This window comes from Methyloversatilis sp. (genome assembly GCF_965284615.1).
In the GTDB taxonomy this organism is placed as follows: Bacteria; Pseudomonadota; Gammaproteobacteria; order Burkholderiales; family Rhodocyclaceae; genus Methyloversatilis.
The window spans coordinates 230,587-250,779 of record NZ_OZ260098.1 but is presented as its reverse complement, the minus strand read 5'-3'; the positions used below and the strand labels follow the sequence as shown (position 1 = coordinate 250,779).

The window sequence follows — 20,193 nt, the reverse complement described above, 5'->3', positions numbered from 1 at the left end:
TCAGGTCTGGCGGTGGACCAGCACATAGCGCAAGTCGCTGCCGGGTCGGGCGAGCAATCTGAGCTTCACCTTGACCGGGCGCATGCGCAGGGTCAGCACGTAGTCGATGGTGTCGTCGAGCACACTGCCGTCCTGCTGCGCGTCCTCGAAGCGCTGGGCAACCATGAAGTTGTTCATGCACGGCGCCACCACGGTGAACAGCGCGTGTCCGATCACCCGATCGGGCGACAGGCCGGCGGCGGCCGATTCGAAGCGGTTGTAACGTCTGACCTGGGTTGCGTCGTCCATGCCGATGACGCCGAAGTCGAGGCTGTCAAGCTCGGCATCGCTCGCGCGGTCGAGATAGTCAAACAGTGCTGCGTTGGAGAACGAGAGGGTCTGTTCCGTATTCATGGTGCTCCCTGGGTCGGTATCAACGGACACCTTGAGGTGCGCCGGATGGCAATGCGGAGGCAGCGGACACTCCGGACAACGGATCAGTTATCGGGAGTGCACCCGCGAACTTGAGGAGGCAACGAGGGCGCGATCGGCCAATCGACCAGCTTGCCGCGGGCGTCTACCGGCAACTGGTCACCGAACGACCAGGCGCGTGGACATTCGGGTGCCGACAGGCGTTCCCTCACCCACGCTTCAAGTGCGGGCAGCAGCGCCGCCGGGGTGGCGCCTGCGTGCGGCACGACGAAGGCCTTCAGGCGTTCGCCCTCGGTCGGCGACATGCGGCGAACCGCGCACGCCTCGACCAGCGGGTGTTCGAGCAGCACGTCGCGCACCCGCGCCGGAAACACGTTGATGCCCGCCACCTGCACCGCTTCGTCGCGCCGTCCGGCCAGCCGGAAGCGCCCGTCGGGCAACCACTCGATCACGTCCTGCAATGCAGCTCGACACTCGCCACTGTCCGCGGTCGGGCGCACCAGTGCCGCGTCGTCGGCCACCGCGCGGCGCCAGTGCGGCATCAGCGTGTAGGGCGCGCCGGCGGTGTCGCGCCAGCCGATGCCGGCTGTCTCCGAACTGCCGTAGATCTGCAGCAGTCGCGCCAGCCCCTGCGCAACCAGCGCGTCGGCCAGCGCATCCGGACAGGGCGCGGTGGAGCTGGTACCGATGATGTCGGCCGGCAGCTGTGGACCGAAGCGGGCGAGCAGCGACCAGTGCGCCGGGTGACTCACCAGCAGGTCGCCCGGCTGCAGCCGGGCGGCCAGCGCCTGCGGCGGCAGCGGCCGCACATCGACGACATCGTGCGTGCCCAGGCGGGGCGGCAGCAGGACGCCGAAAATGAAGCCATAGATGTGATGGACCGGCACCGCGACCAGCACCCGCCGGCGCGGCCCGATGTGGGCGGCCAGCGCATCGGCCTCCTCTTCCAGCATCGTCAGCGCGTGCGCGCACGCCTTCGGCATCCCGGTGCTGCCGGACGTGCGGAAGGTCAGGCGGCGACCATCCTGCGCGAGGCCTTCGCGGGCCAGCGCGCAGTACTGACCGAAAGTACTCGCCGCCGGCAGCGCATCGATCACCGTGCTGTCGTGCAGCTGCAGCAGTTCGGCGATGGCGGCGGCCAGCGTATAGCGCTCAAGTGAATCGAGCCCGAAACCGCTGTCGTCGAAGGCCATCGACGCCAACCACGGCTGCGGCGGCAGCGGTGAGCCGCCGGGCCGCAGCCGTCGCACCTCGTCGGCGATCAGGTCGGCCAGCACGCGTTCGAGCGCCGGGCCGTCGGCGTGCCAAGGGACGCTCATCCGTCCGACTCCAGCACGTCGCCTGCGCTGCCTGTGCGCAGCACGCCCACCAGCCGGGTCAGTTCATGGTCCAGCGCGCGGTCCTCGACCACCAGCGGAATGCAGGACTCGAGCCACGACTGGGTGTGCGCCAGCACCGGCGGCAGCGCACCGGCGTCGATGCGGCCGCGCAGCGCGACCGCCTGCCGGGCCGACACCAGCATCGCCGCCAGCACCTGTTCGCCCAGTTCGAGCACGCGCAGGCAGTCGCGCGCGGCGATCGTGCCCATGCTCACCTTGTCCTGGTTGTGGCATTCGGTCGAGCGCGAGAACACCGACGCCGGCAGGGTGGTCTTCAGCGCCTCGGCGGTCCACGCCGACACGGCGATCTGCAGCGCTTTCAGGCCGTGGTTCAGTGCGCCGCGTTCGCCGGTCGCGGCGGTCAGGTTGTCCGGCAGGCCGTGGCTGAAACGGCTGTCCACCAGCAGCGCGAGCTGGCGGTCCAGCAGGTCGAGCACATTGGCGACCGCGGTCTTCAGGCTGTCCATCGCGAACGCGACGTGACCGCCGTAGAAATGTCCGCCATGCAGCACGCGCCCGCTGTCCGGGTCGATCAGCGGATTGTCGTTGGCGCTGTTCAGTTCGTTCTCGATCAGCGTCCGCGTGAAAGGCAGCGCGTCTTCGAGCACACCGATCACGTGCGGCGCGCAGCGCAGCGAATAGCGGTCCTGCAGCCGTGCCGGATTGCGTGCCTCGCCGGCGTCGCAGGCGAGGTCGCGACGCAGCCGGCGGGCCACCGCCTGCGGTCCCGGATGCGGCTTGGCGGCGAACAGCAATGCGTCGAAGTGGTGCGGGTTGCCGGCGGTCGCGAACACGTTCAGCGCGGTCAGGCGGGTGGCGACCCGGCTGCAACGCTGCGCCCGCTGCCAGGCGAGACAGGCCAGCGCGGTCATGACGGCGGTGCCGTTCATGATGGCGAGTCCTTCCTTCGGCTGCAGCGACAGCGGCTGGATACCGGCTTCGGCCAGCGCCTCGCGCGCCGGCATGCGCCGCCCGCGCCACCGCACGTCGCGCTCGCCGCACAGCGCAGCGGCGACGTAGGACAGCGGCGTCAGGTCGCCGCTGGCGCCGACCGAGCCTTCGGCCGGAATGCAGGGCAGGATGTCGTGCTCCAGCAGCGCCGCCAGATGCTGCAGCAGTTCGTAGCGCACACCGGACATGCCCTGGCACAGCGAGGCCAGCCGCGCGGCCAGCACCGCGCGCGTCTCGTCGGCCTCCAGCAGGCGTCCCATGCCGACGCCGTGATAGGTGTAGAGGTGGTGAGGCAGCTCCGCCACCTGCGCGGCGGGCACCGCCACCGTGCACGACTCGCCGTAGCCGGTGGTGACGCCGTAGATCACGCCGTCGTCGGCGAGCAGCTGCAGCACGACGCGCGCGCCGGCGTCGATGCGGGCGCGGAAGGCTGTCTCGGTCGACAGCACGGCGCGACGCCTGCCGTCGGCGATCGCGGCGATCGCCTCGATGTCGAGCGGGCGACCGTCGAAAACGACGTCATCGTGTTCCGGTGCGGCGGCGGTCATGAAATCCATATCGAAGTGGGCACGGAGGCGAAGCATGGCAGCGCACGGCAGGGCTGCGCAGTGTTGCCCCGGCGCCGCGCCGAAACGAAGACAGCGGCGGCGCGGCGACGGTTCATCCGGCGCAGCGCCGTTCGATCTGCCGATGGAACAGCGCACCGGCCGCCACGCTGACCGCCCACGCGAAGGCGAGCGCCGCCGGCGCGGTGTCCGGCGTGGCGCCCCACAGACGGGTGACGACGGCGTTCACCAGCATGGCCACCGGGTAGTGGATCAGGAAGACCGAGAACGAGATCCGGCCGAGGAAGGCGAGCGCCGGAATGTCCGGCCAGCGCGCCAGCAGCCCGCTGCGCAGGCCGCCCCACAGCAGCAGTGCCACACAGCCGGCGAAAGCCACGCGTTCGCGGTGTTCGAGGGTCAGCGCCAACAGCACGGCGGCGGCGACCGCCACGCCCCACAGCAATGAGCGGCCCGGTCTGGACAACCAACAGACGGCCGCCCCCAGCGCGTAGACACCGAAATAGTAAGGACCGGCGACGTCCCAGCTGGTGTCGCGATTGATCACGAACAGCGACGCGGCGGCGACACCGGTGGTGATCGCGGCGAGTACGACGGCGTGGCGTGTCGGGCCGGTGCGCGAGGCCAGCCAGACCAGCAGCGCCGCCATCGCGTAAAGCTGGAAGTCGATCGCCACGTACCAGACTCCGGCCGACAGCGCCTCGACGCCAACGATGTCCTGCAGCAGCAGTGCGTGCGCCAGCAGCTGCCCGACCGAGGGCGTACCGGGCAGGCTGGGGTCGTCGATCAGCGCGCGGGCAATCGCGGCGCAGACGACGCTGATCAGCACGGCCGCCATGCAGGGCAGCGCCAGCCGGCGATAGCGCTTCCACAGCACCGCCGGCAGCGACAGCGGTCGCGGCTGCAGCGCCGGCGCCAGCGCACGGGCGGCGAGGAAGCCGCCGATGACGAAGAACACCTGAACCGCCAGCCGCCCGTCGTAGTAGAGCCAGTCGGCGAGCTGAGGGAAGCGGCTGCGGAAGGCCTCCGCCAGCGGACCGTAGGCGACCAGGTGATGCAGCACGATGAGCTGTGACGCGACCGCCTTCAGCGTGTCGAAGACCGCGAGGCGCGAAGCGACGTCGTGCAGGTCAGCGCAGGAGAGGGCATCGGTGCCGGCCGTCGGCGCATGCATTGCGGGGGATTCCAGTGCGAGGCCCCGCATTGTGCACGCCACTGGCCCGAATTCAAGGCCGGGCGCGTCAGCCGTCGCCGCGCGCCACTTTTGCCTCGTAGGTGGCGAGATCCAGCAGACCTTCCTGCATCGCCTGCCGGCGTTCGTGCTCCGGCAGCACGTCCTGCACCATGTCCAGCCGCTTCCACGAAGCGAGCGGCGTCACGCATTCCGCCTTCGGCACGTATTTCGACTGTTCGAGCTTGCGGTACCGGTGCACGTAGCGCGGACAATTCACCCAGATCTTGCTGACCGTCACGCGCACCAGGTACTTGGCTTCGTCGTAGTCGGCCAGCAGCGGATCGTCCGCGAGGAATTCGGCGCGGCCCTGCACACGCACGCGGTGCGGCTTCTCGAAATCGATGAACAGCAGGCCGACACGCGACTGGCCGACGATATTGCCCAGCGAGTAGAACATGCCGTTCCCGTCGTAGCCCGGGAACACCAGCGTGTGCGCGTCAAGTACCTTGACGAAGCCGGTGGGGCCGCCCTTGTACGACACCGTGGGATTGCCGTCGGGATCGACCGTTGACAGGAAGAACATGTCGCGCGACGCGATGAAGTCCCGCTCGGCATCCGAGATCTGCTCATGCACCCAGCCGGTGTCGAGCATCTCCGCCAGACCTGTGGTGCCGTAGGCCTGTTGCAGTGCGCGATGATGGTCCGAATACAGGGAAGGCATGGCGGTTCTCCTCGGCTGGATTGCGGCGAACCGGGCGGACCAGCTCGCCGGCGCATCGACCGTGCGCGTGCATCCATGATAGGGAGCGCCGCGCGGGCAAGATGCCCGCCACGCCGCAGGTGCTCAGTGCGCCTCGTCCCAGTTGTGACCGACGCCGGCTTCGACCTTCAGCGGCACCGACAGCTGCGCCACACCTTCCATCAGCGCCGGCACGCGCTCGCGCACCCGGTCCAGTTCGGCCTCGGGCACTTCGAGCACCAGTTCGTCATGCACCTGCAGGATGATGCGCGTCTTCAGCCCTTCGGCCGTCAGCCAGCCATCGACCGCGATCATCGCCAGCTTGATCAGGTCGGCCGCCGTGCCCTGCATCGGCGCGTTGATCGCGGCGCGCTCGGCGCCCTGACGACGGCCGACCTGCTGGGCGCGGATGTCCGGCAGCTGCAGCCGGCGCCCGAACACGGTTTCGACATAGCCCTGCTCGCGCGCCAGCGCGCGCGTCTCGTCCATGTAGCGGGCCACCCCCGGGTACTGCGCGAAGTAGCGGTCTATCCAGCTCTGTGCGGCGCTGCGCTCGATGTCCAGATTCTTCGCCAGGCCGTGCGCGCTCATGCCGTAGATCAGGCCGAAATTGATCACCTTGGCATAGCGGCGCTGTTCGCTGCTCACCTCGTCCGGCGGCACGCCGAACACCTCCGACGCAGTGGCGCGGTGCACGTCCTCGCCGTCGGCGAAGGCCTGCAGCAGGCGCGCGTCCTGCGACAGGTGGGCCATGATGCGCAGTTCGATCTGCGAGTAGTCGGCACTGACCAGCACGTGGCCCGGCGGCGCGATGAAGGCCGAGCGGATGCGCCGGCCTTCGGCGGTGCGCACCGGAATGTTCTGCAGATTGGGATCGACCGAGGACAGCCGGCCGGTCACCGCCACCGCCTGGCCGAAACTGGTGTGCACGCGGCCGGTGTCCGCGCGCACCATGCGCGGCAGCTTGTCGGTGTAGGTGCCCTTCAGCTTGGCCATGCCGCGGTATTCGAGGATGAGCGCCGGCAGCGGGTAGTCCAGCGCCAGCTGCGACAGCACTTCCTCGTCGGTTGACGGCGTGCCGGACGGCGTCTTCTTGATCACCGGCAGCTTTTCGCGCTCGAACAGGATTTCCGCCAGCTGCTTCGGCGAATTGATGTTGAAGGGCTGCTTGGCGGCGGTATGCGCGCGCTGTTCCAGTTCCAGCATTTTCTGGCCCAACTCGTTGCTCTGCGCGGCCAGCGAGGCGCTGTCGAGCAGCACGCCGGTGCGCTCCATGCGGAACAGGATGTCGGACACCGGCAGTTCGATGTCGCGATATATATATGCGAGCTTGCTGTCGGCCTTGACGCGTGGCGCCAGCACTTCGTGCACGCGCAGCGTCACGTCGGCATCCTCTGCGGCATAGGCTGAAGCGCGGTCGATCGCCACCTGCTCGAAACCGATGCGCGCCGCGCCCTTGCCGGTCACCTCGTCGTAGCTGATCACCTTCAGGCCGAGGTGGCGGGTGACCAGGGTGTCGAGGTTGTGGTTGCGATCGGCTTCCAGCACATAGCTTTCGAGCAGCGTGTCATCGACCACGCCGGCCAGCCGGATGCCGTGATTGGCGAACACGTGGCGGTCGTACTTCAGGTTCTGGCCGAGCTTGCCGTGCGTCGCCGATTCCAGCCAGGGCTTGAGCTTGACCAGCACCTCGTCGCGCGGCAGCTGGGCCGGTGCGTCCGGATAGACGTGGGCCAGCGGCAGGTAGGCGGCCACGCCGGGTTCCAGCGCGAAGCTCATGCCGACCAGCTGCGCTTCCATCGGCTCCAGGCTGGTGGTTTCGGTGTCCAGCGACACCACCTTCGCCGCCATCAGCTTCGCATGCCAGCGGTCGAAGGCCGCCCAGTCGAGCAGGGTTTCGTAGTCAGCGCGGTGGCTGCCTTCAGGCGCGGTCGAGGGCAGGGCGTCCTCGGCCGATGCGGGCGCATTGACGGTCACCGTCTTGCGCGCACCCTTGGCCAGATCGTCAAGCAGGCCCTTGAAACCGTAGCGCTCGTAGAGCGGGCGCAGCGCCTCGGCGTTCTCGCCGTCCGAGGTCAGCGATTCCAGCGGCTGCGGCAGTTCGACGTCGCACTTCACCGTCAGCAGCTTGCGCGCCAGCGGAAGGAAGTCGAGGTGGGCGCGCAGGTTCTCGCCGACCTTGCCGCCAATATCGGCCGCATTGGCGACCACCGAATCCAGCGTGCCGCCGTACTGCTGCAGCCACTTCACCGCGGTCTTCGGGCCGCACTTGTTGACGCCCGGCACGTTGTCCACGCTGTCGCCGATCAGTGCGAGGTAATCGACGATGGCCGACGGCGGCACGCCGAACTTGGCCAGCACGCCAGCTTCGTCCAGCTTTTCCTCGCTCATCGTGTTCACCAGCGTCACGTGCTTGTTCACCAGCTGGGCGAGGTCCTTGTCGCCGGTCGATATGACGCAGTCGATGCCGCGCTCGGTCGCCTGCGCGGCCAGCGTGCCGATCACGTCGTCCGCCTCCACGCCCTCGACCATCAGCAGCGGCCAGCCGAGCGCGCGCACTGCCTCGTGGATCGGCGCGATCTGCGCCGCCAGGTCTTCCGGCATCGGCGGACGGTGGCCCTTGTAGTCCGGGTACCAGTCGTCGCGGAAGGTCGGGCCCTTGGCATCGAACACGACAGCGCGATAGTCCGCCTTGTAGTCGGCTGCCAGCCGCCTTAGCATGTTGATGACACCGCGCAGCGCGCCGGTCGGCTCACCCTGTGCGTTGCGCAGGTCCGGCATCGCGTGGAAGGCGCGGTAAAGATAGGACGATCCATCGACGAGCAGCAGCGTGGGCATGGCGGATTCCGCGTGGGGACATTCGGTCGGCCCGCGATTATCGCCGCACCCGCCCTGATCGGGCACTTTCAGCGGACACTTTTCCCCATGAGCGCGAAAGACAAACTGCCGGGCATGATAGACCCGGGTGAAGCGGCACGTACCAGCAGCGCGCGCGAGGCCTGGCGCATCTTCGGCATCATGGCCGAGTTCGTCGAGGCGACCGAGCGGCTGCAGCAGATCCGGCCGGCGGTGAGCATCTTCGGCAGCGCGCGCACACCGGTTGACCATCCGTACTACGCACTGACCGAGCGGGTCGCGCGCGAGCTGTCGGACGCCGGTTTCTCCGTCATTTCCGGCGGCGGCCCGGGCATCATGGAAGCGGCCAACAAGGGCGCCTTCCACGGCAAGTCACCGAGCGTCGGGCTGAACATCCAGTTGCCGATGGAACAGCACGCGAACGTCTATCAGGACATTTCGCATTCCTTCGAGCACTTCTTCGCCCGCAAGTACATGTTCGTGCGCTTCGCCGCCGCCTACGTCGTGATGCCGGGCGGTTTCGGCACGGTGGACGAGCTGATGGAAGCGCTAACGCTGATCCAGACGCGCAAGAGCCGCAGCATTCCCGTCATCCTGGTGCACGCGCCGTTCTGGGCCGGCCTGATCGACTGGTTCCGCAACACGCTGGTAGCGGAAGGCATGATTTCGCCGGAGGACATGGACCTGGTGCAGATCATCGACGACCCGGCGCAGATCGTGGATGCGATATTCCGACACTACGAGAACCGCAGCTTCATGCCGCTGCCTGAGGAACACGAGGCGATGTTGAATCTTTGAGGAGCGGGGGCTAGAGGCTAGGGGTTAGGGGCTAGCCAACAGGCGCGGCGGTCGCCGCGCGAGATTTTCACTAGCCCCTCGTCCCCAGCCCCCAGCCTCTAGCTCCCAGCCCCCCGCCCCGCCTCTGTTAAACTGCCGGAATTACGAAGGATTTTCGATGCGTCCGCTACTTTTTGCAGCAGTTCTCGCAGCCGCGCTGGGCAGTGTGGCGCCTGCGGTGTATGCCCAGGCCGGTCGTCCGCCCGATCTGCAGCCGATTCCCGAACCGCCGCCGCCGCCCGAGCCGCTGGAGGGTGAAGTGGCCGTCGAGCCGCAGATCACCATCATCCAGCGCGGTGAGGAAACGGTGGAAGAGCACCGCGTGAACGGCAAGCTCTACATGATCAAGGTGACGCCGCGCCATGGCGTGCCCTACTACCTGATGGACGAGAACGGCTCCGGCGCAATGACGCGCTATGACGATCTCGATTCGGGCCTGCGTGTGCCGAAGTGGGTGATCTTCTCGTTCGACTGACCCGCGCGCGCCGCCGGCGCGTGCCCAACCATCCGTTCTGACTCGTGTCCGTCTTCACCACCGTCACCGCAGATGAGCTGCGCGACTGGCTGAAGAATTACTCCATCGGCCATCTGGTGTCGCTGGAGGGAATTCCGGCCGGCATCGAAAACACCAACTACTTCGTCAACACCTCGCACGGTCGTTACGTGCTGACGGTGTTCGAGAAGCTGACGCGCACCGAACTGCCGTTCTACGTGCACCTGATGGCGCATCTGGCACGTCATGGCATTCCCTGTCCGGCGCCGATCGCCGACCGCGACAACGAATACCTCGGCACGATCCACGGCAAGCCGGCCATGCTGGCCACCCGGCTTGCCGGCCGCTCGCAGATGGAACCGGGCGCGGCGCACTGCGCCGCCATCGGCGGCATGCTGGCCACCATGCACGTGGCCGGCCAGAGCTACGGCCGCCGCTTCGACAACCCGCGCGGCTACGGCTGGTGGCTCGAGACGGCGCCCAAGCTGCTCGGCTTCCTGCCGGACGACGAGCGCGCGCTGCTCGAAACCGAAATCGCCTTCCAGCGCGAAGCCCGTGAACAGGGCCTGTGCCGCGACCTGCCCTTCGGCGTCGTGCACGCCGACCTGTTCCGCGACAACTGCCTGATGGATGGCGAACGCATCGGCGGCATCATCGATTTCTATTTCGCTGGCGACGACTACCTGCTGTTCGATCTCGCGGTGACGGTGAACGACTGGTGTTCCGACGCCTCCGGCGAACTGGTGGCGGACAAGGCCGACGCATTGATCAAGGCCTACCACGCCGAGCGCCCGCTGTCCGACGCCGAGCACCGCGCCTGGCCGGCGATGCTGCGCGGCGCGGCGCTGCGCTTCTGGATGTCGCGGCTGTACGACTTCCACATGCCGCGCGGCGGCGAGATGGTGCACACGCACGATCCGGCCCGCTTCCGCGACGTGCTGCGCGCGCGCATCGGCGCCGGTGACGCACTGCCATGGCGGTGAGCCTGCAGGCGCGTACCTTGCCCGCACTCGCCGGCTGGTCGTGGATCAGCGGCGGCTTCGCGCTGTTCCGCCGCAACCCGCCGCTGCTTGCCGCACTATCGGTTTCGTACTTGGTCGTGCTCACGGTGATGAGCGCGATACCCGTTATCGGACCGGTTTTTGAGGCACTGACACTGCCAGCGTTTATGGTGATTCTCTTCAATGCCGTTCGTATGATCGAGATGAACGCTGATTTGTCACGCGACGTCTTGATGCATGGTTTAGAGAAGAACTATCGCGCTCTCGTGCAACTCGGCGTTCTGCAATTGGTGTCCCAGCAAATCGTCGGCGTTCTTGCAGCAGTGCTTGTTGGTACGCCAGATGGCTTAGCCGGAAAGCCTGTTGATCTTGCAGCAGTGGCGCCAGCGCTGCTGATGGTGTCGCCGCTCGCGCTCCTGCTTGGCGTACTCCTGTGGTTTCCTCCGTTACTGATCTCCAAGTGCGATCTGCCACTAAGCAAAGCGCTCTTCTTCGGTTTGGTTGGCGTTGTAAGAAACATCAAGGTGTTCGGCGTTTTCTTTCTCGCCGTCCTGATGCTGATGACAGCAGCACTCATGTTCATCACCACGATTGGCGCGTTTCTCGGCGTGACCGAGGGTGGGCTGTCCATGTTGCTCTTCGTTGCTGCGCCCTTCGTTTTCTTGCCGCTGAATGCAGCATGCGTCTACGTGAGCTTCCGCCAGGTGTTCGCGCCGGACGAAGCGCCGGCGCCCGAGCCCGCCGATGAGTGAAGCGCTGCCGCTCGGCGTGTTCGGCGGCACCTTCGACCCGGTGCATGTCGGCCACCTGAGACTGGCGGAAGAGGCGCGCGAGGCACTGCAGCTCGGTCGCGTGCGCTGGATTCCGGCCGGTCAGCCCTGGCACCGCGCGGCGCCGCGGACTTCGCCGACGCACCGGCTGGCCATGGTCGAGGCGGCGGTGGCATCGAACGAGGCGTTCGAGGTCGACGGCCGCGAAGTCGCGTCCGGTCGGCCGAGCTACACGGTGGATACGCTTACCGCGCTGCGCGCCGAACTGGGCGAGGCGCTGCCGCTGGTGCTGATTCTGGGCACCGACGCATTCAGCCTGCTGCACACCTGGCACCGCTGGCGTGATCTGTTCGCGCTTGCCCATATCGGCCTGGCGACCCGCGCCGGTCAGGCGGTCGATGCCGCGGCGCTGGATCCGGCGCTGGCGGCCGAACTGGCGGCGCGCGGCGGGCGTGATGCGCAGGTCTTGCGCGAGCGGCCGTCCGGCGCCATCGTACGTTTCGACATGACGCCGCTGGCGGTGTCGGCGACCGACATCCGGGCACGGCTGGCGCGCGGCGAGCGTTGCCGCTATCTGCTGCCCGACGAAGTATTCGAATACATCCGCCTTAACCGGCTCTACTGAAGGCTTTACATGGATATCAATGCACTGCAGGCGCTGGTCATCGACGCGCTGGAAGACATCAAGGCGAAGGACATCGAGGTGATCGACACCTCGAAGTTCAACGCGCTGTTCGACCGCCTGGTCATCGCCAGCGGCGACTCCAACCGGCAGACACGCGCACTGGCGCGCAACGTGCAGGAGAAGGTGAAGGAAGCCGGCGGCACGGTGATCAGCGTCGAGGGCGAGGACACCGGCGAGTGGGTGCTGGTCAACCTCGGCGACCTGGTCGTGCACGTGATGCAGCCGGCGGTACGCGCCTATTACAACCTCGAAGAGCTGTGGTCGGGCTCGGCCAAGCCGTCAACCGACAAGTCGGCTGCAGCCCGCGCACGCGGAACGGCGGCGCGTTGAAACTGCTGGTGATCTGCGTCGGGCACCGCATGCCCGACTGGGTCGACGCCGGCGTGCAGGAATTCGCCCGCCGCATGCCGCGCGACTCAGCCCTGCAGATCGTCGAAGTAAAGGCCGAACCGCGTACCCAAGGCAAGCCGGTCGAGGTGCTGATCGAAGCCGAACGGGCTCGCATCGAACAGGCCATCCCGCCGCGCGCCCGCATCGTCGCGCTCGACGAGCGTGGCGACGATCTGACGACCGTCGCGCTGACCGCACGGCTGCGCCGCTGGCGCGCCGAGGGCGACGACGTCGCGCTCCTCATCGGCGGGCCGGACGGCCTGTCACCGGCGCTGAAATCGCGTGCGCACGAGCTGATCCGCCTGTCCAGCCTGACGCTGCCGCACGCGCTGGCCCGCCTGCTTCTGGCCGAAGCGTTGTATCGTGCGGTGAGCCTTGAAGCCAATCACCCCTATCACCGCGAATGAGCCTTTCGAACACCGTTCCGCCCGTCCTCTATCTCGCGTCGCGCAGCCCGCGCCGGCGTGAACTGCTCACCCAGATCGGCCTGAGCTTCCTGATGCTTCCCTTCCGCGGCCTGCCGCGCGAAGACATCGACGTCTCGGAAGACGTGCGCGACGGCGAGGACGCCGAAACCTATGTCGTGCGTGTCGCCCGTGCCAAGGCGCTGGGCGGCGAACAGCGTCTGGCCTGGCGGCGCATGTCGGCCGGGCTGGTGCTGTCAGCCGACACCACGGTCGAGATCGACGGCGACATCCTCGGCAAGCCGGCCGACGCCGCCGACGCCACCGCCATGCTCACCCGCCTGTCCGGCAGCACGCACCGCGTGCTGACCGCGGTCGCCGTCAGCGACGGCCGGCGGCTGGAGCATGCGCTGTCCATTTCAACCGTGCGCTTCGCGAAACTCGAACCGCGCGACATCGAACGCTATGTGCTCAGCGGCGAACCGATGGACAAGGCCGGTGCCTACGGCATACAGGGCCGCGCCGGCGCCTTCGTCGAACACATCGAAGGGTCGTACACCGGCATCGTCGGCCTGCCATTGAATGAAACCTGGCAGCTGCTGCGCCGCTTCGGCATGGACATCTGATCCGATTTCCCACTTTCCGGTCCGCACCATGAACGACCAGTTCCTCATCAACTTCACGCCGCAGGAAACGCGCGTCGCCCTGCTGCAGCAGGGCGCGGTGCAGGAACTGCACATCGAGCGCAGCAGCGCGCGCGGCATCGTCGGCAACATCTATCTGGGGCGCGTCGTGCGCGTGCTGCCCGGCATGCAGTCGGCCTTCATCGACGTCGGCCTCGAACGCACCGCCTTCCTGCACGTCGCCGACATCTGGGAAGCGCGCCAGAACGGCGAGCCGCCGAAGCCGATCGAGCGCATCCTGACCGAAGGGCAGAGCGTGCTGGTGCAGGCGCTGAAGGACCCGATCGGGACCAAGGGCGCGCGCATGTGACGCAGATCAGCATCGCCGGCCGGCTGCTGGTACATCTGCCGCAGGACCGCCACGTCGGCATTTCGCAGCGCATCGAATCGACCGAGGAGCGCGAGGCGCTGCGTGCGCGCATTCACGCGCTGCTGCCGCTGGAGGACCCGGGCGGCTACATCGTGCGCACCATGGCCGAATCGGCCAGCGACGAGGAACTGGCAGCCGACATCGCCTACCTGCGCAAGACCTGGCAGGAAATACGGAATCGCGCGAAGACCGCCAAACCGCCCACGCTGGTGTTCGAGGACCTGACGCTGGCGCAGCGCGTGCTGCGCGATCTGGCCTGCGCCGACACGCAGAGCATCCAGGTCAACTCGCGCGAGAACTACGTGAAGCTGCGCAGTTTCGCCGAGGAATACATGCCGCAGCTGACCAAGCTGCTGGAGCACTACACCGGCGAGCGCCCGCTGTTCGAACTGCACAGCGTCGAGGAGGAGATCGAGAAGGCGCTGGCGCGCCGCGTCAACCTGAAGTCCGGTGGCTACCTGATCTTCGACCAGACCGAGGCGATGACGACGATAGACGTGAACACCGGCGGCTTCGTCGGCTCGCGCAATTTCGACGAAACCATCTTCAAGACCAATCTCGAAGCGGCGCACCAGATCGCCCGCCACCTGCGCCTGCGCAACCTCGGCGGCATCATCCTGATCGATTTCATCGACATGGAAAGCGAGGAACACCGTGCCCAGGTGCTGGCCGAACTGCACAAGGCGCTCGGCCGCGATCACACGAAGATTTCGGTCAGCGGCTTCACCTCGCTCGGCCTGGTCGAGATGACGCGCAAGCGTACCCGCGAATCGCTGGCCCATGTGCTGTGCGAACCCTGCCCGACCTGCGGCGGCCGCGGCGAAGTGAAGACCGCGCAGACCATGAGCTTCGACATCCTGCGCGAACTGCTGCGCGAAGCGCGCCAGTTCAGTGCGCGCGAATTCCGCATCCTGGCCCACCCCAAGGTGGTCGACCTCTTCCTCGAAGAAGAGTCGCAGGCGCTGGCCATGCTGTCGGACTTCATCGGCAAGCCGATCTCGCTGCACGCCGAGTCGAGCTATTCGCAGGAGCAGTTCGACATCGTGCTGCTCTGAGTCCCGGGAGCGCGGCCGTCGCGTGACAACGCGAGGCTGACGGACACGGCGTTTTTGTGGTCTGATTGAATGCAAATCGATCACAACAAAATGCAGGCCATCATGACCGGATCCGGACTGAAGGAGCGCATACGCGCGATCAAGCTCGAGGTGATGGCGCTCGCCGTCGCCGCGCAGGACACGCGCACGCCGCGCCGCGCCAAGATCCTGCTGCTCTTCCTGCTCGCCTACGCGGCCAGCCCGATCGACCTGATTCCGGACTTCATCCCGGTGCTCGGCATGCTGGACGAGGTGGTGCTGCTGCCGCTGGGCATCTGGCTGGCGGTGCGCATGATCCCGCCCGACGTGATGGAAGCGGCGCGCGCCCGCGCCCGCGCCGGCAAGTTGCCGGCCAACTGGGCGGCCGGCATATTCATCCTGCTGCTGTGGGCGGCGTCGATCGCCGCCATCGCCTGGTGGTGGATGAACCGGAGCCCGGCAGCGTGACAGGCTGCGCCTGCCTGCGCTGACACAATTCCTTGCAATCCCGTCAATGACTTACAATCGGGCCGCAATCAGAGCGGCCCCGCAAGAGGCCGCGGCAAAAAACTGACCGGTGCCTGCGATGGGACTCAGACTCAAATTCAACCTCGTGCTGATCGGCGTGTTCGCGATCGGCCTCGCCGCCTGTGCGGCGCTGTCGCACCGGCTGCTGCATGACAACGCACGCGCCGAGGTCGAGCGCAACGCCCGGTTGATGATGGAAACCGCGCTCGCCATCCGCGCCTACACGGTGAGCCAGATCAAGCCCCACCTCGATCCGATGCTGGCCGAGCAGTTCCTGCCGCAGACGGTGCCGGCCTATGCAGCGACCGAAACGCTGAACGAGCTGCGCAAGAACCACCCGGAGTACGCCTACAAGGAAGCGACGCTGAACCCGTCCAACCCGCGCGACCGCGCGTCGGACTGGGAAGCCGACCTGGTCGCCAGCTTCCGCAACGCGATGGACGTGAAAGAGCTGACCGGCGAGCGCGACACGCCGACCGGTCGCCACATGTATATCGCGCGGCCGATCCAGATCACCAATCCGGCCTGTCTCGCCTGCCACAACACGCCGGCGACCGCACCGCCGAGCATGGTGAAGGTGTATGGCGAAGCGAACGGCTTCGGCTGGAAGATGAACGAAATCATCGGCGCCCAGGTGGTGTCGGTGCCGATGACGGTGCCGGTGAGCAACGCCGACCGCGCCTTCACCACCTTCATGGCCTCGCTGGTGGGCGTATTCGTGTTCGTCATGGTGGCGCTGAACCTGATGCTGGAGTGGCTCATCATCCGCCCGGTCGCGCGCATGTCAGCCGCCGCCGACCGCATCAGCACCGGCGACTTCTCGGTGCCGGAATTCGGCGACGGCGGACGCGACGAGGTGTCAGTGCTCGGCGCCTCCTTCAACCGCATGCGACGCAGCCTGGAAACGGCGATGCGCATGATCGACAGTTGAGCGCGGCGTGAGCTCCACTCCTTTCGGCGACGACGACGAGGCGTTCACCGAAGACAGCGTGAACTCGGACGTGCTGGCCGGCAGCGGCTTCCTGCCCACGGCCAACGCCAGCCCCGGTGCGCTGCCGGTCGGCTGGGCCCTGAACGAGTACCGCATCGAATCGCTGCTCGGCGGCGGCGGCTTCGGCCTGACCTATCTGGCACACGACACGCTGCTCGACTGCAAGGTCGCGGTCAAGGAGTTCCTGCCCACCGATATCGCGGTGCGCGGCGACGCGCAGCGCGTGCTGCCGCGCGCCGGGCCGGCGGTCGAGATGTTCGAGCAGGGCCTGCGCCGCTTCCTCGACGAATCGCGCGCGCTGGCCACCTTCCGCCACCCCAACATCGTGCGCGTCAGCCGCTTCTTCGAAGCCAATGGCACCGCCTACATGGTGATGGACTACGTGCAGGGCCGCACGCTGAACCAATGGGTACGCGAACGCAACGACGCGATCGACCGCACCACGCTGCTGGCCATCGTGAAGCCGCTGCTCGACGGCCTGCAGGTCGTGCATGACGGTGGTTTCCTGCACCGCGACATCAAGCCGGCCAACATCTGCATCCGCGACGACGGCACGCCGGTGCTGCTCGACTTCGGTGCGGCACGCCGCTATCACGACGCCGAGCACACGCTGACCGCCATCGTGACGCCCGGCTTCGCACCGTTCGAGCAGTATCACTCGCACGGCAACCAGGGGCCGTGGACCGACATCTACTCTCTGGCCGCCGTCATGTACTGGCTGGTGACCGGACAGCGCCCGGTCGAATCGGCCGCCCGCGTGCACAACGATCCGCTGCGGCCGGCTGCCAAGGCTGCCGACGCGGGTGTCTTCGGCGCTTCGCTGCTGCGTGCCATCGACTGGGCGCTCGAACCGCACGAAACCCGGCGGCCGCGCAGCGTGGCCGACTTCCGTCGCGTGTTCATGCCGGTGCCGGCAGCGCGCGGCCCGCTTGCGTCCGGCTCGCCGCCGGCGCCCGCGGTACGCGCCAGCGGCGCCTCCGAAGAACGGCGCACCATCGTCTGCAGCGTGCTGTATGCGCAGATCGACCGCAGCGTCGATCTCGACACCGCACAGCGACTGGCCTGCAAATCGGAACTGGACGACGCACTGGCGCGCGCCGCACGCTCGGTCGATGCCGACAGCAGGCTCATTCACGACACCGAGGACGGCGCCGCGCTGTGCCTGCTCGGCCAGCCCGAGGACGCCTGCGTGGTGGCGCAGCGGCTGCGCGCGCTCGACCTCGGTGACGAGGGCGGCGGCCTGCGTCAGGGCATCAATCTGGGTCCGGTGCGGGTGACCCGCGCCGGCACCGGCGCGCTCGACGTGCACGGCGACGGCCTCGATGCCGCGCGCACGCTGGCCAGTCTGGCGCGCGCCGGTCAGGTGCTGGTGTCGCGCGCCTATTTCGAAACCGTGTCGGCGCTGGGCAGCGGCGCGCCGGTCGGCCTGCACGCCACCGGCCAGCGCGCGGAAATCGCCTCGCGCAGCCAGGAAGTGTTCGAACTGGATGCGCGCAGCGGCATCACCCGCCGCGTTGACGATGCCCAGCCCGGCCTGGCGCAGGACGCGCTGACGCCGGTGCTCGAAGCGCTGCTCGCCCGCCACATCGGGCCGATGGCGCGCGTGCTGGTGACGCGCATCGGACCCAAGGTGTCCAGCCCGGCGCTGCTGATCGAACAGCTGGCGACGCACATTCCGGGCGACGCGCAGCGCGCCGGTTTCCTGATCGAGGCCAAGCGGCACATCGCCGGCACCACCGGCGTGTCATCGACGGTGCGCAGTGCGTCGATCGATACGGTCAGCGCTTCGCGCCGCAGTGCGCCGCTCACCACCCCGTCGCGCAGCGGCGCTTTCGGCCCGCGACCGCTGGACGACGCGCTGATCGCCGACATCGAGCACCGCCTCGCCCGACGCATCGGACCGATGGCGCGCATCCTGGTCGGCCGCGCGCTGAAGCGGGTGAGCGACGAACAGGCCCTGCTTGACGAGCTGTCGCGCGACATCCCCGACCCGGTGCAGCGCGCCGCCTTCCTCGCCGGCAAGTGATATGGCAGCCATGAACCGCTGCCCGCACTGCGGGCGGGACACCATCGCGCGTCTGATCAAGCTGACCGCCCGCGCCAAGGCGCCGGCCGTGTGCCCGGAATGCGGCGGGCGCTCGTGCACCGGCATCACGCCGCTGTCGCTGTTCGGCTACTTCGCGCTCATCCTGGTCTGCGGCACGCTGCTGCGGCTGGCCGCGCGCACCGGCAACCGCTGGTCACTGCTGGCCGTGCTGGCGCTGTTCGGCGGCGGCTTCCTCTACATTTCCTACCGCACGCCGCTGGTGAAGCTGGAGCGCTACCCGCTGCAGCGGAACATCGCCATCGCCGTCGTCATCGCGGTGTTCGCGGCCGGCGGCTGGTGGTGGTTCAGCAGCGGCGTCTGAACGGCGGGCTCAGCAGCGCGCCGCGCTGCACGGTGACGACGCGGTCGCGGCGTCGGTCGGCCGTACGGCGTCACCACCCTGCTGCGCCTGCAGCGTGCGCGGCCAGTCGGCGACCATCGCATCGAGCCGCGCCTTGATCGCGTCGCCGACGGCGATCTGTGGCTCCGACGCCTCCAGCCCCTCCGCCGCCTCCCGCGTGCCGACCGCGGCGCGGGCACGGGCGAACGCTTCGGTGAAGGACGGTGTTTCGCGCAATGCCTCGTCGAAGAAGGCGCGACCGAAGAAGGTCCAGTCCGCTTCGTGCGAACAGCCGTGCGAACTGCGGTCGGCGCGCGCCGCCGACATGACCAGCGTATCCGGCCCGGCCAGCGGCCCGACGAAGCCACCCGAATAGCAGGCCGACACCAGGATGACGCGGTGGCGAATGCCGGCCGCGTCGAGCAGGGCACCGAGGCGCTGCGGCGTCAGCTGTTCCAGTTCCCACGGCCACAGGCTGAGGTCGAAGCGGTGGTCCTCGGCGCCGTGCGAGGTCAGGAACACGAACAGCACATCCTCTTCGCGGTTCATCCGTTCGCCGAGCGCGCGCAGGCTGGCTTCCATTGCACTGACGGTCGCCAGCGGCCGTTCGAGTACGGTGGCCGGGTTGTTGGCCAGCACGATGCTGCGCCCGCCGGTGCCGAAGCGTTCGGCGAACAGGCGTTCGACCTTGTCCACCTCGCGCAGGAAGACGTCCTGCGCGCCGTGACCGGCGATGGCCAGCAGGAAGAGTTCCGGCCGCCCCGCTTCGCCCGGCTCGACGCGCGCGATCGCCTCGGTCAGCAGCAAGGGCTGGCGGTAGATCAGCGCTTCGCTGCGGGCGGCCTGCCAGCGCGCCGTTTCGGCGTCGTCGTCATCGGTCTGCGTGGCCACCCACAGCGGCATCTGCGTGCCCAGCATCGCGGTCGGCAGCAGGTAGCACAGGCCGACGATGGCCAGCATGCCGAGCCGCCGTGCCGGCCTCGCGTCGAGCACCTCACCCAGCAGCACGGCCGAGGCGATCAGCCCCCAGGCGGCCGGTGCCCACCAGACGAGCGTCACCGCATCGCCCAGTTCCGCCCACACCTCGGCCGGCAGCAGCGCGAGCGCATTCCACAGCAGCGACAGCCAGATCCACAGTGCCGCCATACCGACCACCCCACGCAGCCAGGCCTCCGGCCGGCCGGCCAGACGGGCAGCCGCCCACACGGCGAGCATGAGCCAGGGCAGGTGGAACAGCTTGCCGGCCAGCGCGTCGGCCATGAACCGGCCATCCGGACCGGCGCGCGCGAAGTCGAAACCGAAATCGAGCGCCAGCGACAGCAGTTCGAGCGCGATCCAGGCCGCCGCGCCGGCGCGCAGTGCTGGCGCGGCCTTCCACAGCAGCAGGGCGCGCAGACCGGCGCCCAGGTTGCGGGCGAGGTCGGCCAGAGGCGAGCGGGGTGGCGTCGGTTCCAGTTCCATCGTCGGAT

Annotated in this window: 19 protein-coding genes and 1 pseudogene; 13 read left to right on the top strand and 7 right to left on the bottom strand. The window is 68.0% G+C overall.

The window, feature by feature from the left end; genetic code table 11:
* From ACQ66H_RS01220 to polA, 6 genes are all read right to left on the bottom strand, one after another.
* Positions 1 to 393 carry a phosphonate transporter gene (locus ACQ66H_RS01220; protein WP_304004614.1) on the bottom strand — a complete coding sequence of 131 codons (393 nt, stop codon included), beginning with the start codon at positions 391 to 393 and terminating at the stop codon, positions 1 to 3.
* A gap of 83 nt (positions 394 to 476) precedes the next feature.
* Positions 477 to 1,730, bottom strand: a complete 1,254-nt coding sequence (locus ACQ66H_RS01215; protein ID WP_430432472.1) for an AMP-binding protein — start codon at positions 1,728 to 1,730, stop codon at positions 477 to 479.
* Positions 1,727 to 3,325, bottom strand: coding sequence for an HAL/PAL/TAL family ammonia-lyase (locus ACQ66H_RS01210; protein ID WP_430432471.1), 1,599 nt, complete (start codon positions 3,323 to 3,325; stop codon positions 1,727 to 1,729). Before ACQ66H_RS01210 ends, ACQ66H_RS01215 begins: the two co-directional genes overlap by 4 nt.
* Positions 3,326 to 3,401: 76 nt before the next feature.
* Positions 3,402 to 4,478 carry an acyltransferase family protein gene (locus tag ACQ66H_RS01205; protein WP_430432470.1) on the bottom strand — a complete coding sequence of 359 codons (1,077 nt, stop codon included), beginning with the start codon at positions 4,476 to 4,478 and terminating at the stop codon, positions 3,402 to 3,404.
* A 67-nt stretch (positions 4,479 to 4,545) separates the two neighbouring features.
* On the bottom strand, positions 4,546 to 5,199 hold the full coding sequence (locus ACQ66H_RS01200) for a pyridoxamine 5'-phosphate oxidase family protein (RefSeq protein ID WP_430432469.1): 654 nt from the start codon (positions 5,197 to 5,199) through the stop codon (positions 4,546 to 4,548).
* Between the two features lie 123 nt (positions 5,200 to 5,322).
* Positions 5,323 to 8,055, bottom strand: a complete 2,733-nt coding sequence (polA, locus tag ACQ66H_RS01195) for a DNA polymerase I (RefSeq protein ID WP_430432468.1) — start codon at positions 8,053 to 8,055, stop codon at positions 5,323 to 5,325.
* A gap of 87 nt (positions 8,056 to 8,142) precedes the next feature.
* Here polA and ACQ66H_RS01190 point away from each other — a divergent pair, with 87 nt between their 5' ends.
* From ACQ66H_RS01190 to ACQ66H_RS01130, 13 genes and pseudogenes are all read left to right on the top strand, one after another.
* Positions 8,143 to 8,871 (top strand): TIGR00730 family Rossman fold protein, encoded by a 729-nt coding sequence (locus ACQ66H_RS01190; RefSeq protein WP_020162980.1) that lies wholly within the window; start codon positions 8,143 to 8,145, stop codon positions 8,869 to 8,871.
* Between the two features lie 157 nt (positions 8,872 to 9,028).
* The gene (locus ACQ66H_RS01185) at positions 9,029 to 9,385 is read left to right on the top strand and encodes a DUF2782 domain-containing protein (protein WP_020162979.1); all 357 of its coding nucleotides are present in this window, start codon (positions 9,029 to 9,031) and stop codon (positions 9,383 to 9,385) included.
* A gap of 44 nt (positions 9,386 to 9,429) precedes the next feature.
* Complete coding sequence (locus tag ACQ66H_RS01180; protein ID WP_430432467.1) at positions 9,430 to 10,386, top strand: homoserine kinase; 957 nt, start codon at positions 9,430 to 9,432, stop codon at positions 10,384 to 10,386.
* The gene (locus tag ACQ66H_RS01175; protein ID WP_430432466.1) at positions 10,377 to 11,156 is read left to right on the top strand and encodes a BPSS1780 family membrane protein; all 780 of its coding nucleotides are present in this window, start codon (positions 10,377 to 10,379) and stop codon (positions 11,154 to 11,156) included. The genes ACQ66H_RS01180 and ACQ66H_RS01175 overlap by 10 nt, the downstream gene beginning before the upstream one ends.
* The gene (nadD, locus tag ACQ66H_RS01170; RefSeq protein ID WP_430432465.1) at positions 11,149 to 11,799 is read left to right on the top strand and encodes a nicotinate-nucleotide adenylyltransferase; all 651 of its coding nucleotides are present in this window, start codon (positions 11,149 to 11,151) and stop codon (positions 11,797 to 11,799) included. Before ACQ66H_RS01175 ends, nadD begins: the two co-directional genes overlap by 8 nt.
* Before the next feature lie 9 nt (positions 11,800 to 11,808).
* Positions 11,809 to 12,189, top strand: coding sequence for a ribosome silencing factor (rsfS, locus tag ACQ66H_RS01165; protein WP_430432464.1), 381 nt, complete (start codon positions 11,809 to 11,811; stop codon positions 12,187 to 12,189).
* On the top strand, positions 12,186 to 12,656 hold the full coding sequence (rlmH, locus tag ACQ66H_RS01160; protein ID WP_430432463.1) for a 23S rRNA (pseudouridine(1915)-N(3))-methyltransferase RlmH: 471 nt from the start codon (positions 12,186 to 12,188) through the stop codon (positions 12,654 to 12,656). The genes rsfS and rlmH overlap by 4 nt, the downstream gene beginning before the upstream one ends.
* Positions 12,653 to 13,279: a Maf family protein gene (locus tag ACQ66H_RS01155; protein WP_304028703.1), complete on the top strand. Its 627-nt coding sequence runs from the start codon at positions 12,653 to 12,655 to the stop codon at positions 13,277 to 13,279. The genes rlmH and ACQ66H_RS01155 overlap by 4 nt, the downstream gene beginning before the upstream one ends.
* A gap of 28 nt (positions 13,280 to 13,307) precedes the next feature.
* A pseudogene (gene rng, locus ACQ66H_RS01150) lies at positions 13,308 to 14,761 on the top strand (ribonuclease G).
* A gap of 102 nt (positions 14,762 to 14,863) precedes the next feature.
* Positions 14,864 to 15,247 carry a YkvA family protein gene (locus ACQ66H_RS01145; protein WP_232415935.1) on the top strand — a complete coding sequence of 128 codons (384 nt, stop codon included), beginning with the start codon at positions 14,864 to 14,866 and terminating at the stop codon, positions 15,245 to 15,247.
* A gap of 118 nt (positions 15,248 to 15,365) precedes the next feature.
* Complete coding sequence (locus ACQ66H_RS01140; RefSeq protein ID WP_020162973.1) at positions 15,366 to 16,238, top strand: Tll0287-like domain-containing protein; 873 nt, start codon at positions 15,366 to 15,368, stop codon at positions 16,236 to 16,238.
* Positions 16,239 to 16,245: 7 nt separating this feature from the next.
* Entirely contained in the window at positions 16,246 to 18,324 is a 2,079-nt protein-coding gene (locus ACQ66H_RS01135) for a protein kinase domain-containing protein (protein ID WP_430432462.1), read from the top strand.
* A gap of 1 nt (position 18,325) precedes the next feature.
* On the top strand, positions 18,326 to 18,706 hold the full coding sequence (locus ACQ66H_RS01130) for a hypothetical protein (protein ID WP_020647593.1): 381 nt from the start codon (positions 18,326 to 18,328) through the stop codon (positions 18,704 to 18,706).
* A gap of 9 nt (positions 18,707 to 18,715) precedes the next feature.
* Here the strand turns inward: ACQ66H_RS01130 and ACQ66H_RS01125 are convergent, their stop codons facing one another.
* On the bottom strand, positions 18,716 to 20,185 hold the full coding sequence (locus tag ACQ66H_RS01125; RefSeq protein WP_430432461.1) for a C13 family peptidase: 1,470 nt from the start codon (positions 20,183 to 20,185) through the stop codon (positions 18,716 to 18,718).
* Positions 20,186 to 20,193: the final 8 nt, after the last annotated feature.

Coding starts and splice junctions, on each gene's coding strand:
- ACQ66H_RS01220 (WP_304004614.1), bottom strand. CDS start 393: ATGAATACGGAACAGACCCTCTCGTTCTCCAACGCAGCACTGTTTGAC.
- ACQ66H_RS01215 (WP_430432472.1), bottom strand. CDS start 1,730: ATGAGCGTCCCTTGGCACGCCGACGGCCCGGCGCTCGAACGCGTGCTG.
- ACQ66H_RS01210 (WP_430432471.1), bottom strand. CDS start 3,325: ATGCTTCGCCTCCGTGCCCACTTCGATATGGATTTCATGACCGCCGCC.
- ACQ66H_RS01205 (WP_430432470.1), bottom strand. CDS start 4,478: ATGCATGCGCCGACGGCCGGCACCGATGCCCTCTCCTGCGCTGACCTG.
- ACQ66H_RS01200 (WP_430432469.1), bottom strand. CDS start 5,199: ATGCCTTCCCTGTATTCGGACCATCATCGCGCACTGCAACAGGCCTAC.
- polA (WP_430432468.1), bottom strand. CDS start 8,055: ATGCCCACGCTGCTGCTCGTCGATGGATCGTCCTATCTTTACCGCGCC.
- ACQ66H_RS01190 (WP_020162980.1), top strand. CDS start 8,143: ATGAGCGCGAAAGACAAACTGCCGGGCATGATAGACCCGGGTGAAGCG.
- ACQ66H_RS01185 (WP_020162979.1), top strand. CDS start 9,029: ATGCGTCCGCTACTTTTTGCAGCAGTTCTCGCAGCCGCGCTGGGCAGT.
- ACQ66H_RS01175 (WP_430432466.1), top strand. CDS start 10,377: ATGGCGGTGAGCCTGCAGGCGCGTACCTTGCCCGCACTCGCCGGCTGG.
- nadD (WP_430432465.1), top strand. CDS start 11,149: ATGAGTGAAGCGCTGCCGCTCGGCGTGTTCGGCGGCACCTTCGACCCG.
- rsfS (WP_430432464.1), top strand. CDS start 11,809: ATGGATATCAATGCACTGCAGGCGCTGGTCATCGACGCGCTGGAAGAC.
- ACQ66H_RS01155 (WP_304028703.1), top strand. CDS start 12,653: ATGAGCCTTTCGAACACCGTTCCGCCCGTCCTCTATCTCGCGTCGCGC.
- ACQ66H_RS01145 (WP_232415935.1), top strand. CDS start 14,864: ATGACCGGATCCGGACTGAAGGAGCGCATACGCGCGATCAAGCTCGAG.
- ACQ66H_RS01140 (WP_020162973.1), top strand. CDS start 15,366: ATGGGACTCAGACTCAAATTCAACCTCGTGCTGATCGGCGTGTTCGCG.
- ACQ66H_RS01130 (WP_020647593.1), top strand. CDS start 18,326: ATGGCAGCCATGAACCGCTGCCCGCACTGCGGGCGGGACACCATCGCG.
- ACQ66H_RS01125 (WP_430432461.1), bottom strand. CDS start 20,185: ATGGAACTGGAACCGACGCCACCCCGCTCGCCTCTGGCCGACCTCGCC.